The organism is Streptomyces albiaxialis (assembly GCF_039530985.1).
In the GTDB taxonomy this organism is placed as follows: Bacteria; Actinomycetota; Actinomycetes; order Streptomycetales; family Streptomycetaceae; genus Streptomyces; species Streptomyces albiaxialis.
This window is the reverse complement of sequence record NZ_BAAAPE010000011.1, coordinates 91,169-105,186: the sequence shown is the minus strand read 5'-3', so window position 1 is coordinate 105,186 and position 14,018 is coordinate 91,169. Positions and strand designations below refer to the sequence as shown.

Genomic DNA, 14,018 nt, shown 5'->3' with positions numbered 1-14,018 from the left:
TGAATGCCCTGCCCGCCCCATCAGCCGTGCAGCCCGCATTCCGTCTTGTTCCGCCCCGCCCAGCGGCCCGCGCGCGCGTCCTCGCCCGCGAGCACGCGGCGCGTGCAGGGGGCGCAGCCGACGGAGGCGTAGCCGTCGGTCAGCAGCGGATTGGTCAGCACGCCGTGCTCGGCGATGTACGCGTCCACGTCGTCCTGCGTCCAGCGCGCGATGGGCGAGACCTTGACCTTCTTGCGCTTCTCGTCCCAGCCGACGACCGGGGTGCCCGCGCGGGTCGGGGACTCGTCGCGGCGCAGGCCCGTCGCCCACGCGTCGTACTCCCGCAGCCCCTCCTCCAGCGGCTGCACCTTGCGCAGCGCGCAGCACAGGTCGGGGTCGCGGTCGTGCAGCTTCGGGCCGTACTGCGCGTCCTGCTGTGCGACGGACTGGCGGGGCGTCAACGTGATCACCTCGACGTCCATCACCGCCTCCACGGCGTCGCGCGTACCGATGGTCTCCGGGAAGTGATACCCGGTGTCGAGGAAGACGACCTGGACGCCCGGGAACGCCCGCGAGGCGAGATGCGCGACGACCGCGTCCTCCATGGAGGAGGTGACGCAGAAGCGGCGGCCGAAGGTGTCCGCGGCCCAGCGCAGCACGTCCAGCGCGGTCGCCTCCTCCAGCTCGCGGCCCGCCGTCCCGGCGAGGTCCCGCAGCTCGGCGGGGGAGCGCTGCTCCCGTATGTGTGCGGTGCTCATGAGGTGCTCGGGTCCTCTCCGTCGGTGGCCGCCGGCCGGGCCGGGTGCGCCGGGGACGACGTGCGCAGTCCGGCGGCGAGCAGGCCGAGGAACTTCAGCCGGAACGCCCGGTTGCAGGCGGCGCACTCCCACGTGCCGTGCCCCTCCTCGGACGGCCGCAGATCCTCGTCGCCGCAGTACGGGCAGTAGAACGGCGCGGCGCGTTCACTCATCTCGGGATGCCTTCCCGGCTCGGGTCCGTCTGGCTCATACCAGATCGCCCTCTCCCGCGCGTGCTGCCCACTGCGCGAAGCGCTCGCCGTCCTCGCGCTGCTCCTGGAAGCGGCGCAGCACGCGCTCGACGTAGTCGGGCAGCTCGTCGGCGGTCACCTTCAGGCCGCGCACCTTGCGGCCGAAGCCGGGGTCCAGGCCGAGGGAGCCGCCGAGGTGCACCTGGTAGCCCTCGACCTGCTCGCCCTCGGCGTTGGTGACGAGCTGGCCCTTGAGACCGATGTCCGCTGTCTGGATACGGGCGCAGGAGTTCGGGCAGCCGTTGAGGTTGATGGTGACGGGCTGGTCGAAGCCGGGGAGCCTGCGCTCCATCTCGTCGATCAGCCAGGAGCCGCGGCCCTTGGTCTCCACGATCGCCAGCTTGCAGAACTCGATGCCGGTGCAGGCCATCGTGCCGCGCCGGAACGGGGACGGGCGCGCGCTGAGGTCCAGCGCCTCCAGGCCCTCGATCAGCGACTCGACCCGGTCCTCGGCCACGTCCAGGACGAGCATCTTCTGCTCGGCGGTCGTACGGACGCGGCCCGAGCCGTGCGCCTCGGCGAGGTCGGCGATCTTGCTGAGGGTCGCGCCGTCGACGCGGCCCACGCGCGGCGCGAAGCCCACGTAGTAGTTGCCGTCCTTCTGCCGGTGCACGCCGATGTGGTCGCGCCACTCGTGCACCGGCCGCTCCGGCGCGGGCCCGTCGGCCATCTTGCGCAGCAGGTACTCGTCCTCCAGCACCTGCCGGAACCTCGTAGGGCCCCAGTCGGCGACGAGGTACTTCAGACGGGCGCGGTTGCGCAGCCGGCGGTAGCCGTAGTCGCGGAAGATCGCGACGACGCCCTCGTGGACGTCGGCCACGTCCTCGATCGGCACCCAGGCGCCCAGCCGTACGCCGATCTTGGGGTTCGTGGAGAGCCCGCCGCCGACCCAGACGTCGAATCCGGGCCCGTACTGCGGGTGCTCGACGCCGACGAACGCCACGTCGTTGATCTCGTGCGTGACGTCCATGTGCGGGGAACCGGAGACGGCCGACTTGAACTTGCGGGGCAGGTTCGAATAGGCCGGGTTGCCGATGACGCGCCGGTGGATCTCCTCGATCGCGGGCGTCCCGTCGATGATCTCGTCCTCGGCGATCCCCGCCACCGGCGAGCCGAGGATGACGCGCGGCACGTCGCCGCAGGCCTCGGTCGTCGAGAGGCCCACGCCCTCCAGGCGCCGCCAGATCTCGGGCACGTCCTCGATGCGGATCCAGTGGTACTGGACGTTCTGCCGGTCGGTGATGTCGGCGGTGCCGCGCGCGAACTCCTGCGAGATGTCCGCGACCGTGCGCAACTGCAGGGTCGTCAGGGCCCCGCCGTCGATACGGACGCGCATCATGAAGTACTCGTCGTCCAGCTCCTCGGGAGCGAGGACGGCCGTCTTGCCGCCGCTGATCCCGGGCTTGCGCTGGGTGTACAGCCCCCACCAGCGCATACGGCCCCGCAGGTCGGAGCCGTCGATGGAGTCGAAGCCGCGGTGCGCGTAGATCGTCTCAATGCGTGTCCGCACATTGAGACCGTCGTCGTCCTTCTTGTTCTGCTCGTTGGCGTTGAGCGGGGTGAAGTGACCAGCGGCCCACTGTCCTTCGCCGCGGTGGCGGCCTGCCTTTGCCTTGCGGCGGGCGGGTGCGGGAGGTGCGGGGCGCTCGGAGGTGTCGGCCATGGCGGGAGATCCTTCGGGCAGGGCGAACGGGCCTGTACGCAGGCGGAATCGACGCGGAGAGGCGGTGACCGCAGCTCAGCGCGGACGAGGGGGAAGAGTCGGTGACGGCTCGGAGAACGGCGGTGCTGTGACTGTCAGCCCGCCGGACAGATGGCGCTGGACACGCGGACGAGGTCGACGTGACGTCGACTCACCAAGGCGATTCCAGCGCGAGACATGCGGGAAGCGTGGCATGCGGTGCCGCACCTGGTCCACCACCTTCCGTATTCTGGACGCCAATGTCTTGGGGAGTGAGACCACGCTGGTCTCCTCCACGGAGCAGGCCCCCGCTTCTCCCTGCTGCGCTTGGGAAGTCTGCGCTGGGGGTCCCCCCTGCTCGAAGAGCTTGGGGGAGCAGGGTTGGCAAGCGCAGCCCTCTTCGCCGGGCACCCGGACATGAGGGCTGGGTTCGGGCTGCCCCGTGCCGTGCATTGCAGGCTGCGGCTGCGCCGTGGCTTGTCGCGCAGTTCCCCGCGCCCCTTATGGGGCAAGCCCCGATGTGTAGTGACCGGTCGCGCCCGCGCGGCGGAGCCGCACATCAGACACAGGCCCGCGCCCCTTGCGGGGCGCTCTCGCGGAGGCCCGCTAGCTCGGGAGGCCCGTTTCGCGGAGCGTCAGGTTGAGGCGGCCGGTGAGGTCGAGGGTGGCCGGGGCCGTGCCCGGGTGCACCTTCGGGACACCGTGATACGCCCAGCGGGACTCGCCGCCGAACACGAAAAGGTCCCCCGAGGCCAGCTCGACATCCGTCCACGGCCGAGTCCGCGTCTCCGTGTTGCCGAACCGGAAGACGCAGGAGTCGCCGACCGTCAGGGAGACCACGGGCGCGGAGGACCGCTCGTCCTTGTCCTGGTGCATGCCCATCTTCGCGGCCGCGTCATAGAAGTTGATCAGCGCGGTGTCCGGGGCGTAGCCCACGCCCGCCGCCGGATCCTCGTACGCGTCGGCGAGCGCCCGCCGCCCCCACTCCGTGAGCCACGCGGGGAAGGGGGCGACGCGCGCCCCGTTCACATCGTCGGCCGTACGCGTGTACGCGTACGGCTTCCAGTGCCAGCCCAGGCACACCGTGCGCACCGACATCACGCCGCCGCGCGGCAGCCGGGTGTGCCGCATCGGGACCGGGCCCGTCGCCCACTCGCGGCACGCCTCGACGAGCCGGCGCTGGTCCTCCGTGCTCAGCCAGCCCGGCACGTGGACCGCGCCGGGCGCGACGACCGTGCGGGGGCGGGGGAGCAGCGCGTCCATCGCGGGTGCGCCCCTCAGTCCCGGGGTCCCGCGCCGGGCCAGGGGCCGGGGTGGGTGGCGTCGGGCTCGCGGCCCTCCTCGACCCGGTGGACGCGGAAGCCGCGCCGCTCGTAGTTGGCCCGCGCGTACGGCCCGTCCTTGCTGCACGTGTGCACCCACACCCGCTTGACCTCGGGGAACCCGTCCCATCGGGTCGCCAGGTCCCAGGCGCGCGCCGTCCCGTACGACAGGAGGTGGCCGCCGATGCCGCGCCCGCGGAACGCGGGGAGCAGGCCGAAGTAGCTGACCTCGGTGACGCCGCTCTCGGTGGCGCCGTCCAGCTCGATGAACCCGGCCGGCGTCCCGTGCTCGTAGGCGACCCAGGTCTCCACCCCCGGCCGTTCCAGGAACTCGCGCCAGCGCGCGTACGTCCACGGCAGCCGGTCCGTCCAGGTCACGTCGACGCCGACGGACGCGTAGAGGAACCGGCTGAATTCGGGGCTGGGTGTCCCGGCCCGTTCGATCCGTATTCCGGACGCCTCGTCCGGGATGCGAGCGGGAGCCAGATCGCCGGGCGAGGTCTGCTCCAGGTACCAGGTCGTCACGGGCACGGTGTCGGTCATGTGTCCAGTTCACCACGGGACACGGGGGACTCCGGAGCCGGAGTGGGCGTGTGCAGGATGCCGGTCAGCAGCGCCTGGAAGCCCCAGGAGAGGCGGGCGCGGTCGGCGCCGGAGACCAGCTCGCCGGAGACGGCGACGACGTGCGGATACGTGGCGGCCGGGGCGTCGCGCGGCGTTCGCACGAGCGCGTCCCACTCGCCGGCCGTGTCCTGGGGCTCGTCGCGCGTCCCTGCTCCGCGGCCGTCGCGGTCGCGAACTGGAGCAGGACGTCCACGCCCCAGGCCGCCTGCCCGGACGGGACGCCGCCCTCGGCGAGGAGCCCGAGCAGGGCCGGGGTGAGCAGGGCCGGGGCGAGCAGGGCCGGGTCCCGATCGACGAGGCCGGGGCCGCGTATCTGGCCGTCGCCATGTTCGGCCTGCTCCACGGCCTCATCGAGGGATCGAGCGACGGCCGGGGTCCCGTGCCCGTGGCCGCCCTCGTCACCGTCCTGGCCCCCGAGGGCGGGCCGGGGGACGACTGAGGAAACGGCGGCGATCACTTTCGCTTATCGCTGCCATGCGGGAATCGCCGTTGAACCGGCCGCGCGGGTGGACAAGGCTCGGGGGCGACCCCACACACGTCACGCACGTCCGAGAAGGGCCCGGCCTTGGCACCCGATCCGACCGTCGTCCACCCGCTGCCCGAGCACGACCGGGTGGTGTTCCTCAAGCCGCTCGTCACCTCGCCCACGATCGACGTCGGCGCGTACACGTACTACGACGACCCCGAGGGCGCCACGGAGTTCGAGCACCGCAACGTCGCCTACGCCTACGGGCCCGAGCGCCTGGTCATCGGCAAGTACTGCGCCCTCGCCACCGGGGTCCTCTTCCTGATGGCGGGCGCCGAGCACCCGACGATGGGCGTGTCCACGTACCCGTTCACGATGTTCGGGGGCCGGTGGGCGGAGGACACCCTCGACCTCGTCACCTCGATGCCGAGCCGCGGCGACACCGTCGTGGGCAACGACGTCTGGCTCGGGCGCCAGGTGACCGTCATGCCGGGCGTCCGGATCGGCGACGGCGCGATCGTTGCCGCAGGGAGCGTGGTCACCGCCGACGTGCCGCCGTACACGATCGTCGGCGGCAACCCGGCCCGGACGATCCGGCAGCGCTTCTCCGACACCGAGGTCGAACTGCTGCTGGACGCCGCGTGGTGGGACTGGCCCGCCGAACTCGTCACCGAGCACGCCCGCACCCTCATGGGCGGCACCCCGGCCGAGATCGCCGCCGTCGCCGCCGCGCACCGCGAGGAGGAGGGCCGATGAAGGAGCGGGGCACTCCCGACGTGCGCGCGGACGTACGCACGGACGAGCGCACGGACGTACGCGCGGACGTACGTATCGACGTGCACACCGTGTCGGACGGCGATGCCGGGCCGTACGCGCCGACCACGGGGCCCGACGGCGCGCTCTGGTTCACCCTGGTCCACGCGGGGCGGATCGGGAGGCTGGTGCCGGGCGCGGAGGCGACGGCTCATCAGATCGACCCCGGCGCGGGGCCGACCGTCATCACCCCCGGGCCGGACGGCGCCCTGTGGTTCACCGAGTACAAGGCGCACCGGATCGGCAGGATCACGACCGGCGGTGCCGTGGACGGCTTCGGCCTGCCGACCCCCGAGTGCGGGCCGTTCGGCATCGCGGCGGGGCCGGACGGCGCGCTGTGGTTCACGGAGACGGCGTCCGACCGGATCGGGCGGATCACGGTCGACGGGGACGTCATCGAGTACCCGCTCCCGGTCACCGGCGCGTTCCCGTCCGCGATCGTCGCGGGCGGCGACGGCGGCATGTGGTTCACCCTCAACACGGCGAACGCGGTCGGGCGGATCGACATGGACGGCGAGGCCGTCCTCCACCCGTTGCCGACCGCGAACGCCGCGCCGGTGGGCATCGCGGCGGCGGGCGACGGCGCGCTGTGGTTCGTGGAGATCGCTGCGGGACAGGTCGGGCGGATCACGCCCGACGGGGAGATCACCGAGTTCCCGCTGCCGGACCGCGCCGCGCGCCCGCACGCCGTGACCGTCGCCGACGACGGCACCGCGTGGTTCACCGAGTGGGCCGGCAACCGCGTCGGCGCGGTCACCCCGGACGGCGCGATCACCACGTACGACCTGCCCGCCGGCGGTTCCGAGCCGCACGGCATCGCCGTCGGCCCCGACGGCGCGGTGTGGGCGGCGCTGGAGACGGGCGCGCTCGCCCGCGTCGCGCCTGTCGCGCCCGCCTGACACCCCTTGAGCCCCTTGAGCCCTTGAGAGGACCCGCACCATGAAATTCGCGCTCGTGATCTTCGAGACGGACGCCTCGCGCCGCCGGATCCAGGACGACCGGGAGGCGTACCGCAAGGAGTACGAGAGCTGGATCGGCACCCTCGCCGCGACCGGGACGCTGGTCGGCGGCGAGGCGCTGGAGACCGAGCGGACCGGCCCCGTGACCGTCCGTACGGCGCTCGACGGCGCGTCCTCGGTGACCGAGGGGCCCGCGTACGCCGGTGACGAGACCCTCGGCGGCTGGTTCCTGGTCGAGGTCGCCGACCGCGAGGAGGCCGTCGAGCTGGCCAGGAGCCTGCCGACGCCGGAGACGATCGAGGTACGCCCGGTCCTCGAATCCGCCTGACGCGCGCGAGGCCTCCTACGGAGGGCGCGGCGTCCGCGTCAGGCCGGGCGCCCCGCCCTCCGCATGCGCAGGCCGCGTACGCGGTTGAGGGCCGCGGCGATCTCGTAGCGGCGGGGGACCGCGAAGTCCTCGTCGCGCACGGCGAGCAGCGCGGCCGTCGTCAGCTCCTCGCCGAGCAGGTCCAGGCCCTCGGCGAGGGTGCGTTCGCCGTCGAGATGGCCGCGGCGGACCGCGAGTTCGAGGGCGAGGCCGATGCCCGTGACCTGGCGGGGGTCGGCGATCTGCTCGACCGCGCGCAGGTCCACCTCGTGGTCGCCGAAGGAGAGGACGTCCTCGCCGCGCGCCCGGATGCGGGGGCGCCCGCGCACCTCCGCGTCGAGCGAGGACGGCACGGGGACGCGCGCGACGACGCCGGGGAACGACTCGGCCTCGGCCCGCCGCCCCGTCGGTACGGACGCGATCTCACGGGCCCGTTCCGTGACGTCCGAGGGCCGGTAGGCGTCCATCATCAGCACCCGGTCGGCGACCTCCAGATAGTCCCCGGAGCCGCCCATGACCAGGACCGTGGAGACGCCGTGGTCGCGGTGGAGGGAGCGGACCGAGTCCACGAGCGGGGTCAGCGGCTCGCGGTCCTTCGCGACGAGGGCCTGCATGCGCGCGTCGCGGATCATCAGGTTCGTCGCGGCCGTGTCCTCGTCGATGAGCAGCACCCGGGCGCCCGCCTCGACGGCCTCGCACAGGGACGCGGCCTGCGAGGTCGAGCCCGAGGCGTTCTCCGTGGAGAAGTCGGAGGTGTCGGAGCCGTCGGGGAGGTGGTCGACGAAGGCGTGCACGTCGACGCGCTCCACGCGCCGCCCGTCCTCCGCGCGCAGCTTCACGGTCTCCGGGCGCGCCACGACCAGCTCGCGTCCGTCCCCCGGAACGTGGTCCCAGATGCCGGACTCCAGCGCCCGCAGCAGCGTCGACTTGCCGTGGAACCCGCCGCCGACGACGAGGCTCACGCCCTCCGGCAGGCCCATGCCCGTCACGCTGCCCGCGTGCGGCAGTTCGACGGTGACGCGCAGCTCCGGCGGCGAGGCGAACGGGATCACGCCCTCGCCCGTCGCGGGCCGGTCGTCCACCCCGCTGCGGCGCGGCAGCACCGCACCGTCCGCGACGAAGCCGACGAGCCCGAGGCCCGGCAGCGCGTCGCGCAGCGCGACCGAGTCCTCGACGGTCTCGACGAAGCGGCGCACGGCCTCCGCGTCCGACGAGGCGTGGCGCAGCGTCCGTTCGGCCGCCTCCGGCAGCACCCGGGTCAGCAGCCGCCGGGCCTCGCGGCCGTCGATCCGCCGCCCGTGGCCCGGCAGCGCGGCGCCCAGCCGCAGGGTGACCGAGCCGTCCTCCGCGTCGACGGTGCACGAGCTGCGGTCCAGCACCTCCTGGCCGCCCGCGTCCACGCGCAGCGCCCGCTCGCCGCGCAGCGCGCCGGCCGCCTGCCGGGCCAGGTACGAGGCCAGGGCGCGGCGGCGTACGGCCGAGGCCCACAACTCCTCCGGGAACGCGGCGAGTTCACCGGGGACGTGGACGGCCACGCGGGCGGGTGGCGCGTACGGGTCGGACTGCGCGCGCACCAGCTCCAGTGAGACGCCGCCCGGCAGTTCCCAGCGGCCGACGAGGCCCTTGTACCGCCCGTACTGGGCACCTTCGAGCGCGCCCAGCTCCTCGGCGAGCCCGCTCCGGGGGCCGCGCGGCGCGCGCGGACGCTCCTCGTGCGGGCGTCCGCCGCGCTCGCCGCGCTCGCCCCGTCCGTCCCGTCCGCCCCGTTCGCCGTACGGGCGTCCGCCGCCCCTGCGGTGCCCTCCGGGCCGCCCGTGTCCTCCGGACCGTTCGCGCACGCCGTTTCCCGCCTTCCACTCGCGTTCTCCGATCCGCCCATTCTGGCCCCCGGCACCCGACGTACGCTCGTCGCCGTGACTGATGTGCTCGTGGTGCAGAACACGCCGACCGGTGGGCCCGGACGGGTCGGCGAGGTCCTCGCGGAGCGCGGCCTCGGGACGGAGGTCGTGCACGCGTACGAGGGACAGCCCGTGCCCCGGAAGGTGGAGCACGGCGCCGTGGTCGTGCTGGGCGGCGGCTATCTCCCGGACGAGGACGCGCGGGCGCCCTGGCTCGCGGACCTCAGGGCGCTGGCCGTCGACGCGCTGGACACGGGCGCGCCGCTGCTCGGGATCTGCCTGGGCGGCCAGTTGCTCGCCCATGTCGCGGGCGGCGCGGTCGCCGGGCGGTCCGGGGAGCCGGAGGTCGGCAGCACGCCGCTGGCCGTACGGCCGGAGGCCGAGGGCGACCCCCTCTTCGGCGCGCTGCCGTCCCGGGTGACCGCCGTCGAGAACCACGTCGACCGGATCACGGCGCTGCCGCCCGGCGCGGTGTGGCTGATGGAGAGCGCCGCGTGCCCGTATCAGGCGTTCCGGGTCGGCGAACGGGCCTGGGGCGTCCAGTTCCACCCGGAGGTCCCGCCGTCGCGCCTGCGCGGCTGGGACCTCGACCGGCTGGCCGGACTGGGCCTCGACCACGAGGCGCTGTGCGCCCGGGCAGAGGCCGACGACGCGGTGGCGGGCCCCCTCTGGACCTCCCTCCTCCACCGCTTCACCACGCTGGCCCCGCCGACTGCGGGGTAGGACACCCGTCGTGCCCTGTACCCGTGGTCGGCGACGCCCGGCGAGGGTCTGGCTCTACTCGGTGCCCGGAACGGGCGCGCCGGAGGGGAGACCTTCCGCGATGTAGGCCTCATACCTCGGCCCCCAGTCCGGGGCGGCCCGCGCTTCAGTGCCGGCGATACGGGCGCCCAGCGCGCCGAGGCAGACGTCCCAGCCCGCCGCGTTCCGCGCGGCCGCGTCGCGCCGCTCCAGCACATCGACGAGGGTCAGCTCGCAGCCGCCCTCGCCCGCGGCGCGCAGCGTGAAGTGCAGCTCGTCGCCGCCCCAGGTGAACGCGAGGCGGTGCGGCGGCTCGTGGACGAGGACCGTGCCGACGGACACGTCCTCCTCGATGTTCGGGTCCCCGGAGAACTCGATCTTGCCGCCGACGCGCGGCTCCATCCGCACCTCGGGGGAGGGGAACCAGTGCGCGAGTTCGCCCGGCTCGGTGAGCGCCTGCCACAGCCGTTCGACGGGGTGCTCGTAGACACGGGTGAAGCGGACGGCCGGGCGGCCGTCGAAGTCGATGAAGGTGCCGAGATCCATCAGTCCCGCTCCTTATGGGTGGGGGGTTCGGGCGCGCGCTCCCGTGCCGTCCGTGGCGCCCGTGCCGGCGGCGCCGTCCGTGCCGGCGGCGCCGTCCGTGCCGTCCGGTCGAGGTGGGCGCCCAGCGCGTCCAGGCGGTCGTTCCACAGCGCCCGGTACGGCGCGAGCCAGCCGTCCAGCTCCGCGAGGCCCTCGGGCTCCACCGCGTAGATCCGCTGCTGGGCGCGCTTGGTGACGCGGACGAGCCCGGCCTCGCGCAGCACCCGCAGGTGCTTGGAGGCGGTCGGCTGGCTGACGCCCAGCTCCTCGGCCAGCTCGCCCACGGCCTGCGGCCGCCGCCGCAGCGCGTCGAGCAGCGCGCGGCGGTGGCGGTCGGCGAGGGCGGACAGAAGCGTGTCGATCACTCCTCCAATATGCCGTGCACGTTATATACGCGTCAAGGCATATAAGGGTCCTCAGCGGCACGCGGCCGAGGGGTGTTCCGGGGTGAGGTGGTGTACGGCGATCTCCTCGGCGTGCGGGGTGAGCAGGTCGCGGAGTTCGTGTGCGGCCGTCTTGAGGAGATGGCCGTCGTCGGCGGCGCGGAGGGTTTCGAGGACGAAGGCGACGGCGGCGGAGTCCTCGGTGACGCGGGTGCGGTGCGCGTCGCGGTGGTTCCAGTGCCGGGTCAGTACGCCGGTGGCGTCCGCGTAGATGATCTCGCCGGGCCTGGGCTGCTCGACGGTGCCGGGCTCGCCGAGCGGTGTGAAGGACTCGGTGCCGTCGGAGGGGCGGATCTCGATGTCGCCGGAGACCTGGTCGAGGTCGAAGGCGCCCGCCGGGAGGCCGTGGCGGACGGAGACCGCGTTGTAGGAATCGACGGCCGGGTTGATGCGCGGCAGGGCGCCCTTCTTGGCGAGGCGGCGGCCGAGCGCGTCGACGCTGGGGCGGATGCGGCGCGGGTTGGTGCCGAAGGAGCGGTAGGCGGCGTGCCACGCCTCGACGCGCGGATCGGTCTCGTCGGCGGGCCGCCACGTGTCCTCGGCCAGCTCCCGCTCCAGGTCCGCCAGGGCGGCGACGGTGGCGGGCCAGGGTCCGTGGCCGCGCAGCCCGGTGGCGGTGACCACGGCGATGAGCGTGCCGGGGAAGGCCTCGGCGACGGCGGGGGTGAGGTGGACGGTGGTCATAGGGTGTTCCGTTCCTGTTCGGTGTGCGCCGGTGCGGGTGTCAGGGCTGCCAGGGACCGAGGTGGTCCAGGCGGCGGCGCTGCTGGCGCGCGGTGGGGACGTCGAGGCCCTCACCGCGGGCGGCGAGCCGGTCGGCGACGCGCTCGCGGTGCGCCACGGGCTTCTGGTCGTCGTACTTGAACTTGGCCCGTACGTCCGTGACGTCGAGATGCAGCCCGCGGATGCCGGAGAGCATGCGCCCGTACGGCGGCTCTCCCGCGGCGACGGGGGCGTGGTCGCCGTCGGGCTGGAAATGGGCGAGCTGGCGGCGCAGCAGCTCGGCCTTGGCCTCGGGATCGTCGACGACGGTGGCACGGCACGTGAACTGGACGGTCGCGTAATAGCTGGTCGGAACGCCCTCGACGGGCGGGACGCCGTCCTTGGCGCGCCAGGGGCCGGGCACGAACGCGTAGTCGCCGACGACGGTGAACAGCACGTGCGGGTCGCGCTCGACCGCCGCCCAGACGGGGTTGGGCCGGGCCAGGTGGACCAGCAGCCGCGAGCCCTCGTGGGTGAAGTGGGTGGGGACGACGGCGGGTGGCTCGCCGGGCAGGCCGTTGACGCTCAGTTGCCCGAAGTCGTGGCCCTCGGCGAGCCAGCTCTGCCACTCGGCGTCGTCCAGACCGGCATCCCAGGGGTGGATGAACACGCGCTCCTCCTCGTCGACGGTCGTTCCAACCTACTTTTCAGTCGTTCCAGCGTGCGGGGTGGCCAGGTGGGAGGGCACATGACCGCGACGCAGGCGGCGCTGCGGACGCTCGCGCACAACGCCCGGGCGGCCCGCACCCGTGCGGGCCTGTCCCTGGACGAGCTGGGCCGTCGCGCCCAGGTCACACCCTCGGCACCCCGGTCTCCGCCCTGCTGGAGGGCCCCTCGGAGGCCCGCGTCCGCGTCATGTTCGCCGATGCCGTGACGCCGCTGTGGACAGGCGAACGAGGCGGCGAGGGCCGTCTCCTGCTGACGGCCAGGGGCGTGGCGCCGGTCGAGGCCCGGCGCTGGAAACTGGAGCCGGGCGAGGAGCACCCGAGCCACCCCCACCAGGCCGGGGCCGTGGAGACCGTCAGCGTCACCCGGGCCGGATGACCCTGGTCGTCGACGGCGCCGAACGCCATGTCGAGGCTGGCCGGACAGCCACGATCCAGGGGCCGTCGCCCCTCCACACCTACCGAGGCGCGCGCACCACCACCTGTCACCTCCGCATGACGGTCCAGCTCCCTCCGGGGCCGCCCGCGACGCCTGGGACGTCCGGACCCGGAGCCGGGGGCTGAGCGCTGGATCGGGCCGACCACCCCTCAGGCAAGGAGCGCCCGATCTGGATTCGCTGGCGAACGCCGACAGGCGGCTCCTCGCGGCCCAGCTTTTCTATGAGGCCTCCGAACGGATCACCGGCGTGGACGACTTCCTCGCTCCTCCTCCGCCCCTGCCCGCGCCATTACCCCCTCACATGTGCCCTGGCACGAGAACCCTCTGCGGCTCGCGCCTCCTTCCTGATCCCTCAGTCCGCGAACAGCCTGTCCAGGGCCGTACGGCTGTGCTCGTTCGCGGGGCGGAAGAGCATCAGGCGGTGGTGGGGGTCCTGGAGAGGGATCAGGACCTCGGCGTGGACGGCTATCTCGCCGGCCTCGGGGTGGCGCATCGTCTTGTGGCCGCGACCGGTGTCGCCGATGTCGCGGGCGGCCCACAGGCGGGCGAACTCCTCGTCGCCGTCGAGGAGTTCGGCGATGAGGTCGGAGAGCGCGCGGTCCTCCGGGTGGGCGGCCCAGGCGGCGCGGAGATGGGTGACGCCTTCGCGCAGGACACGCTCCCGGTCGACGTAGAGCTCGCGGATCTCCGGGTGGGCCAGGCACAGCCACATCGCGTTGCGCCGCGCGGGCGGCAGGGTGTCGAAGTCCAGGAGCAGCCGGGTCATCTCGCGGTTCCAGGCCAGGATGTCGGACCGGTGGTTCATCAGCATGGCGGGCAGCGGCGACAGGTCCGCCGTCAGTCCGGCCAGCGGCGGCGGAACCGTGAGCGCGGGCTCGGTGGCGCCGCGAGGGCGCTGCTGGGTGAGGTCGAAGAGATAGGCGCGCTCGGCGGGGGCCAGGCGCAGGGCGCGGGCCAGCGACTCCAGCACCTCCGCCGAGGGGCGCAGGCCGCGGCCCTGCTCCAGCCGGACGACATAGTCGACGCTGACTCCGGCCAGCTCGGCGACCTCTTCGCGGCGCAGCCCCGGCGTCCGCCGGTTCCGCCGGGGCGCGGGCAGGCCGAGGGCGCCCGGGTCCAGCCGCTCGCGCCGGGTCCGCAGGAAGGCGGCCAGCTCCTGATGGGTGTCCACGGTGGGGGTCGTCATGGTCGGTGCAACAACGAGAGTGGGACGGGCCTTCCCAGGA

At 73.7% G+C, this 14,018-nt stretch carries 17 protein-coding genes and 1 pseudogene; 5 read left to right on the top strand and 13 right to left on the bottom strand.

Annotated features, from left to right (window positions below):
* Positions 1-20: 20 nt before the first annotated feature.
* The 7 genes from ABD343_RS21095 to ABD343_RS21070 form a co-directional block, all read right to left on the bottom strand.
* The gene (locus ABD343_RS21095; RefSeq protein WP_344530504.1) at positions 21-737 is read right to left on the bottom strand and encodes a phosphoadenylyl-sulfate reductase; all 717 of its coding nucleotides are present in this window, start codon (positions 735-737) and stop codon (positions 21-23) included.
* Positions 734-949, bottom strand: a complete 216-nt coding sequence (locus tag ABD343_RS21090; RefSeq protein WP_344530503.1) for a hypothetical protein — start codon at positions 947-949, stop codon at positions 734-736. Before ABD343_RS21090 ends, ABD343_RS21095 begins: the two co-directional genes overlap by 4 nt.
* 34 nt (positions 950-983) lie before the next feature.
* Positions 984-2,690, bottom strand: coding sequence for a nitrite/sulfite reductase (locus ABD343_RS21085; protein ID WP_344530501.1), 1,707 nt, complete (start codon positions 2,688-2,690; stop codon positions 984-986).
* Positions 2,691-2,824: 134 nt separating this feature from the next.
* The gene (locus tag ABD343_RS41010) at positions 2,825-2,908 is read right to left on the bottom strand and encodes a putative leader peptide (RefSeq protein WP_312000843.1); all 84 of its coding nucleotides are present in this window, start codon (positions 2,906-2,908) and stop codon (positions 2,825-2,827) included.
* A gap of 406 nt (positions 2,909-3,314) precedes the next feature.
* Positions 3,315-3,971, bottom strand: coding sequence for an alpha-ketoglutarate-dependent dioxygenase AlkB family protein (locus tag ABD343_RS21080; RefSeq protein ID WP_344530500.1), 657 nt, complete (start codon positions 3,969-3,971; stop codon positions 3,315-3,317).
* 14 nt (positions 3,972-3,985) lie between these two features.
* Complete coding sequence (locus tag ABD343_RS21075) at positions 3,986-4,573, bottom strand: GNAT family N-acetyltransferase (protein ID WP_344530498.1); 588 nt, start codon at positions 4,571-4,573, stop codon at positions 3,986-3,988.
* Positions 4,570-4,755 (bottom strand): hypothetical protein, encoded by a 186-nt coding sequence (locus tag ABD343_RS21070; protein WP_344530496.1) that lies wholly within the window; start codon positions 4,753-4,755, stop codon positions 4,570-4,572. Before ABD343_RS21070 ends, ABD343_RS21075 begins: the two co-directional genes overlap by 4 nt.
* Positions 4,756-5,219: 464 nt before the next feature.
* On the opposite strand from ABD343_RS21070, the gene ABD343_RS21065 reads away from it, so the two are divergent.
* The 3 genes from ABD343_RS21065 to ABD343_RS21055 are packed head-to-tail and all read left to right on the top strand — an operon-like array spanning position 5,220 to position 7,220.
* Entirely contained in the window at positions 5,220-5,876 is a 657-nt protein-coding gene (locus ABD343_RS21065) for a CatB-related O-acetyltransferase (protein WP_344530494.1), read from the top strand.
* Entirely contained in the window at positions 5,873-6,832 is a 960-nt protein-coding gene (locus ABD343_RS21060) for a Vgb family protein (protein WP_344530492.1), read from the top strand. Before ABD343_RS21065 ends, ABD343_RS21060 begins: the two co-directional genes overlap by 4 nt.
* 40 nt (positions 6,833-6,872) lie before the next feature.
* Positions 6,873-7,220, top strand: coding sequence for a YciI family protein (locus ABD343_RS21055; protein ID WP_344530490.1), 348 nt, complete (start codon positions 6,873-6,875; stop codon positions 7,218-7,220).
* Between the two features lie 38 nt (positions 7,221-7,258).
* Here the strand turns inward: ABD343_RS21055 and ABD343_RS21050 are convergent, their stop codons facing one another.
* Positions 7,259-9,097: an ABC-ATPase domain-containing protein gene (locus ABD343_RS21050; RefSeq protein WP_344530488.1), complete on the bottom strand. Its 1,839-nt coding sequence runs from the start codon at positions 9,095-9,097 to the stop codon at positions 7,259-7,261.
* A 75-nt stretch (positions 9,098-9,172) separates the two neighbouring features.
* On the opposite strand from ABD343_RS21050, the gene ABD343_RS21045 reads away from it, so the two are divergent.
* Positions 9,173-9,880: a type 1 glutamine amidotransferase gene (locus ABD343_RS21045; protein ID WP_344530486.1), complete on the top strand. Its 708-nt coding sequence runs from the start codon at positions 9,173-9,175 to the stop codon at positions 9,878-9,880.
* Between the two features lie 54 nt (positions 9,881-9,934).
* On the opposite strand, the gene ABD343_RS21040 is transcribed toward ABD343_RS21045, so the two are convergent.
* The 4 genes from ABD343_RS21040 to ABD343_RS21025 are packed head-to-tail and all read right to left on the bottom strand — an operon-like array spanning position 9,935 to position 12,298.
* Positions 9,935-10,444, bottom strand: a complete 510-nt coding sequence (locus ABD343_RS21040; RefSeq protein ID WP_344530484.1) for an SRPBCC family protein — start codon at positions 10,442-10,444, stop codon at positions 9,935-9,937.
* Positions 10,444-10,848: an ArsR/SmtB family transcription factor gene (locus tag ABD343_RS21035; RefSeq protein ID WP_344530482.1), complete on the bottom strand. Its 405-nt coding sequence runs from the start codon at positions 10,846-10,848 to the stop codon at positions 10,444-10,446. Before ABD343_RS21035 ends, ABD343_RS21040 begins: the two co-directional genes overlap by 1 nt.
* Before the next feature lie 51 nt (positions 10,849-10,899).
* Positions 10,900-11,610, bottom strand: coding sequence for a B3/B4 domain-containing protein (locus ABD343_RS21030; protein WP_344530480.1), 711 nt, complete (start codon positions 11,608-11,610; stop codon positions 10,900-10,902).
* Between the two features lie 40 nt (positions 11,611-11,650).
* A complete protein-coding gene (locus ABD343_RS21025; RefSeq protein ID WP_344530478.1) occupies positions 11,651-12,298 on the bottom strand; it encodes an FMN-binding negative transcriptional regulator in 648 nt (215 codons plus the stop codon).
* 78 nt (positions 12,299-12,376) lie between these two features.
* On the opposite strand from ABD343_RS21025, the pseudogene ABD343_RS21020 reads away from it, so the two are divergent.
* Positions 12,377-12,917, top strand: a pseudogene (locus tag ABD343_RS21020) (cupin domain-containing protein).
* Positions 12,918-13,144: 227 nt separating this feature from the next.
* Here the strand turns inward: ABD343_RS21020 and ABD343_RS21015 are convergent.
* On the bottom strand, positions 13,145-13,978 hold the full coding sequence (locus ABD343_RS21015) for a helix-turn-helix transcriptional regulator (protein ID WP_344530476.1): 834 nt from the start codon (positions 13,976-13,978) through the stop codon (positions 13,145-13,147).
* Between the last annotated feature and the right edge of the window lie 40 nt (positions 13,979-14,018).